Source organism: Allobosea sp., assembly GCF_030694325.1.
Taxonomy (GTDB): domain Bacteria; phylum Pseudomonadota; class Alphaproteobacteria; order Rhizobiales; family Beijerinckiaceae; genus Allobosea.
Genome location: NZ_JAUXYO010000007.1, coordinates 1 through 4,972, shown reverse-complemented (window position 1 = coordinate 4,972; position 4,972 = coordinate 1). Strand labels below are relative to the sequence as shown.

Genomic DNA, 4,972 nt, shown 5'->3' with positions numbered 1-4,972 from the left:
GTGCGCCGCGAGCGCCTCGGGACGGCAGGCGACAGTCACCAGTCCCGCCCCGAGCCGCAGCGCGGCGCTTGCTCCCAGACGCGGCGCGCCGACGCCGGCGAGGCCGCCGGCGACCACCAGCACCGCGCCCCGGCGATATTTATGCGTGTCGGGCGCGTGGGACGGCCAGGCTTCGCACCAAAGCGGCGGCGCGTTGCGAAACAGCGTCGGCGGGCTGGCGGGCGTGAAGACGAGCGCGGGGTCGATGCCGATATCGGCCAGCGTGACGGTGCCGCAGAGGCCACGCCCCGGCCAGAGCAGATGCCCGGGCTTGAGCCGGAAGAAGGTGACCGTCTCCATAGCCGCGACGACGGGCCCGATGGCGCATCCCGTGTCGCCGGAGAGCCCGCTGGGAACATCGACCGCCACGACCGGCCGCTGCGCCGCGTTGATCGCCGCGACCAGCGCGGCCGCCTCCCCGTCGAGGGGGCGGTTCAGCCCGGCACCGAACAGCGCATCGACGATCAGACCATAGGCCTCTGGCTCGAGCGAACCGGGCGTTTCCACCGGCCCGCTCCAGGCCGCCGCCATGGCGGCGGCATCGCCGGAGACCTTCGCCCGGTCTCCCAGCAGCGCCAGCGTCACGGGGCGGCCTCGCCGTGCCAGCAACCGCGCCGCCACGAAGCCGTCGCCGCCATTGTTGCCGGGCCCGCAGAGCACCAGGATGCGCGCGCCCGGCGGCGTCCGGCGATCGACAGCGTCGGCCACCGCCTTGCCAGCGCGCTCCATCAGGATGGCCCCCGGCGTGCCGGCCGCGATGACGGCGCGATCGGCCCGAGCCATGCCGGCCACATCGAGCAGAGCGAGGTCGGATCGAGCGTAGCGGGTCATCCAGACATCATCAGGCAGCGCGGAAGGCGCAGCAAGGGCAGAGCAGCAGAGCCAATCTGACTATCGATTGACCATTTGCCTATTTTATAATCTGTTTTCTGCCCGATGAACGCGCATCCGGCGGGAGGGCTGCGCGTAGCGAGAGACGGGCGCCGATGCTATGAGCAGAGGTGAGGATGTTGCCGTCGGCCCCGCCGGGCCGGTCCGAGCCTGCCGGCCGGGCCAACCCCAGCGGGCCGGACGACGGTGGCAGAGGGTTCCGGCGTCCTGCCGGAGTCGAGTTCGGCGCAAGGGAGGCCGGTCCGCGCATGAAGAAGATCGAAGCGATCATCAAGCCGTTCAAGCTGGACGAGGTGAAGGAGGCGCTTCAGGAGGTCGGCCTGCAGGGCATCACCGTTCTCGAGGCCAAGGGCTTCGGGCGGCAGAAGGGCCACACCGAACTCTATCGCGGCGCCGAATACGTCGTCGACTTCCTGCCGAAGGTCAAAATCGAGATCGTGCTGGCCGACGAGATGGTCGACGGCGCCATCGAGGCCATCATGAAAGCCGCCCAGACCGGCCGGATCGGCGATGGCAAGATTTTTGTATCGACGGTGGAGGGGGCGATCCGCATCCGCACCGGAGAAACCGGCGCGGACGCGATCTGAGGGCTCATCCCGACCCGCAAGTTCGTCGGCCCGGCGGTCAAAAGGCCCCGCGGATCGCGTGAGTTGAGAAACGACCATAAGAGGAATGCTGAGATGAAGAACGCCAAGGATGTCCTCAAGGCGATCAAGGACAACGACGTCAAATATGTCGACTTCCGCTTCACCGACCCGCGCGGCAAGTGGCAGCATGTGACCTTCGACGTCACGATGATCGACGAGGACATCTTCGCCGAAGGCACGATGTTCGACGGCTCTTCGATCGCCGGGTGGAAGGCGATCAACGAATCCGACATGCTGCTGATGCCCGACCCGACGACGGCCGTGATGGACCCGTTCTTCTCGGCGGCGACCATGGTCATCACCTGCGACGTGCTCGAGCCCGCGACCGGCGAGCCCTATGGCCGCGACCCGCGCGGCATCGCCAAGAAGGCCGAGGCCTATCTCAAGTCGACCGGCATCGGCGACACGATCTATGTCGGCCCCGAGGCCGAATTCTTCGTCTTCGACGACGTGAAGATCGCGGCCGACCCGTACAACACCGGCTTCAAGCTCGACAATGTCGAGCTGCCGATCAACGGCATGACCGAGTATGAGGGCGGCAATCTCGGCCACCGCATCGCCACCAAGGGCGGCTACTTCCCCGTCCCGCCGCAGGATTCGGCGCAGGACATGCGCGGCGAGATGCTGGCGGCCATGGCGGCGATGGGCGCCAAGGTCGAGAAGCACCACCACGAGGTCGCTTCCGCCCAGCATGAGCTCGGCCTGAAGTTCGACACGCTGACGCTGATGGCCGACACGATGCAGGTCTACAAGTACTGCATCCACAACGTCGCCCAGAGCTACGGCAAGACCGCGACCTTCATGCCGAAGCCGATCTATGGCGACAACGGCTCGGGCATGCATGTCCACCAGTCGATCTGGAAGAACGACAAGCCGATCATGGCCGGCAACAAGTATGCCGACCTCTCGCAGGAGTGCCTGTGGTACATCGGCGGCATCATCAAGCACGCCAAGTCCCTGAACGCCTTCACCAACCCGTCGACGAACTCCTACAAGCGTCTCGTCCCGGGCTATGAGGCGCCGGTGCTGCTGGCCTATTCGGCCCGCAACCGCTCGGCCTCCTGCCGTATTCCGTGGACGACCTCGCCGAAGGCCAAGCGCGTCGAGGTCCGCTTCCCCGATCCGATGGCGAACCCCTATCTCGCCTTCGCGGCCATGCTGATGGCCGGCATCGACGGAATCGTGAACAAGATCGATCCGGGCCCGGCCATGGACAAGGATCTCTACGACCTGCCGCCGCGCGAGCTGAAGAAGATCCCGACGGTCTGCGGTTCGCTGCGCGAGGCCCTAGAGTCGCTCAAGAAGGACAACGCCTATCTCAAGGCCGGCGGCGTCTTCAACGACGACTTCATCGAGAGCTACATCGAACTCAAGATGCAGGACGTGGCGCGTTTCGAGATGACGCCGCACCCGGTCGAGTTCGCGATGTACTACTCCTACTGAGGATTTCGGCCGGCCCGAGCGGCCGGCCGCGAGCTTCCTCCCGACCGCCGTTCGCGGTCCACCTTTGCAGCCGGGGTGGCGACACCCCGGCTGTTTTTTCGAGCCGGGGCGAGTTTTCCGGGCCGGCGCGGCGGCTGAGCCCGAGGCGGCGATCGCGGCGCCTATCCGGCGGCGTTGGCCGCCTGAGGTGCGTGGGCCAGCGTCTCATAGGCGGCGAGCATGCGCGCGACATGGCGCTCGACCGTCAGCGGGTCGGCCCAGTAGCGCCTGTAGGCGGCCTCTCCCATCCGACGCGCCGTGTCGTCGTCCTGAAGCTGCGCGAGCGCCGCCGCCAGACCCGCGACATCGCCGCCATCGACCAAGATCCCGTCCTCGCCATCGCGGATCCAGCCGGCCGGCCCGGTCGTGCGGGCGAGCACGACGGGCACGCCGCGCGAGCGCGCCTCGGCCACGACCAGCGGCCCGGGCTCGTACCAGAGCGAAGGCAGGACGAGGCAGCGGGCGCGCTCGATCTCTTCGAAGACGCGCTCGGCGGGAAGCCAGGCGGCGATATCGGCGGCTGGATTGGCCTTCAAGATCTCGTCGCGCAGCGGTCCCTCGCCGACGAACCGCACCTGCATGCCCGCCTCGCGCGCCGCCGCAGCCAGGATGTTACCGGCCTTTTCCTGTGTAAAGCGACCGAGGAAGAGCGCATGCCGGTTGTCGGCGACGTCGGCGGGCGGCCGCATCTCGGCCTCCATCATGTTCTCGACCACGACATGGCGCGCCTGCCGCGGCAGGAACGGACGCGCGACGTCGCGCGCGAAATCGCTGACATGGATGAACAGCGGCTGGGCGAGCGCCCGCAGCGCCTCGTCGGAGCGCCATTGCCGGGCGACGCGGACGAGCTTGTGGGCATAGCTCTCGCGGTCGCAATTCGCCGCCATGCAGCCGCCCGACATCGGCCGTCGCGCGCAGGGCGCCCCGGCCTTGAAGTCGAAATAGCCGCCGGTCGGGCAGAACGAGAAATAGTCGTGCAGGGTGATCGCCACCGGCAGCCCGCTTTCGCTCGCCGCTGCGATCGCCGCGGGGCTGAAGGCCTTGGTCCACTGATGCAGATGGACGATCGTCCCGGCCGGCTGGCGCGCGAGCAGCGCCGTCAGGAAGGCATGCGCAGCCGCGTTCCAGATGCCTTGGCGGGCGGCCGCGATGCGGCCCCCGACCTTCCAGATCTCCTCGCCCTCGAAGCGCTGGACGTCGATGCGGGGATGGTCGAGCCGCGGCGAGACGGGCCCGATCGCACAGGCGAAGACAACATCGACGCCGGCCTCGGCCAAACCGCGCGCGCTCTCGATGGCCACCTTGGCTGCGCCGCCATTAACGGCACCGAAATCGCTGACGATGACGCATCGCATGGGCAAGATACCTTTCCGCTCGCACGCTAGGGCGAAAAGGTTGATGTTTTGCCGTGACTGCGCGGCGGTGCCGTCAGGCCCGCTCGGGGTTCAGCGGGTGCCGGGCACCAGACGTCCGAGCATGGCGGAGAAACCCGCGCTCAGCCGCGCCCGCCAACCGGACTGGAAGGCCGCGTCGCCATAGCCAGCCAGTTCCTCATGGCCGAAGGCTTCGCCAGCGCAGCGCGCCGCCCGCTCCAGCCCCGCGATCGTCACGCGCGATCCCATGCTCGCCATGTCGTTGGTCGCCATGTCGTTCCCCCTCACTTCCGCGCCAATGTCGCAGCCACCGCAGCGGCGCGCCTGTCGCATTCCCGCCAGCATGGCCGACCTCGCCTTAACGCGGCTTGAACAGGGCCGGTTCCCAGCAGCACGGCATCGCTGTAGGACAAGATCCGGACGCGTCGGCAACCCATCTGGGCTATGATCGAACGTTGCGAATCGGGGACTTTCAGGCGGATCATGGTGGACAACGGCGATCTTTTCGGCGGCCAGCCCGGCGAGCCGGCCTCCATGGCC

At 67.9% G+C, this 4,972-nt stretch carries 6 protein-coding genes; 2 read left to right on the top strand and 4 right to left on the bottom strand.

Features of this window, described 5'->3' with window-relative positions:
- Window positions 1-870, bottom strand: an 870-nt coding sequence (locus Q8M82_RS00285; RefSeq protein ID WP_305689398.1) for an NAD(P)H-hydrate epimerase, incomplete at its 3' end; no start/stop codon positions are given.
- A 308-nt stretch (window positions 871-1,178) separates the two neighbouring features.
- Between Q8M82_RS00285 and Q8M82_RS00280 the strand changes: the two genes are divergently transcribed.
- Window positions 1,179-1,517, top strand: coding sequence for a P-II family nitrogen regulator (locus tag Q8M82_RS00280; protein WP_066724541.1), 339 nt, complete (start codon window positions 1,179-1,181; stop codon window positions 1,515-1,517).
- Between the two features lie 93 nt (window positions 1,518-1,610).
- Window positions 1,611-3,020, top strand: a complete 1,410-nt coding sequence (gene glnA / locus Q8M82_RS00275; RefSeq protein ID WP_305689397.1) for a type I glutamate--ammonia ligase — start codon at window positions 1,611-1,613, stop codon at window positions 3,018-3,020.
- A 161-nt stretch (window positions 3,021-3,181) separates the two neighbouring features.
- On the opposite strand, the gene Q8M82_RS00270 is transcribed toward glnA, so the two are convergent.
- From Q8M82_RS00270 to Q8M82_RS00260, 3 genes are all read right to left on the bottom strand, one after another.
- Window positions 3,182-4,414, bottom strand: coding sequence for a glycosyltransferase (locus Q8M82_RS00270; protein WP_305689399.1), 1,233 nt, complete (start codon window positions 4,412-4,414; stop codon window positions 3,182-3,184).
- A gap of 90 nt (window positions 4,415-4,504) precedes the next feature.
- Window positions 4,505-4,705 (bottom strand): hypothetical protein, encoded by a 201-nt coding sequence (locus Q8M82_RS00265; protein WP_305689396.1) that lies wholly within the window; start codon window positions 4,703-4,705, stop codon window positions 4,505-4,507.
- Window positions 4,706-4,716: 11 nt separating this feature from the next.
- The coding region (locus Q8M82_RS00260) for a hypothetical protein (RefSeq protein ID WP_305689395.1) at window positions 4,717-4,972 on the bottom strand (256 nt) is incomplete at its 5' end.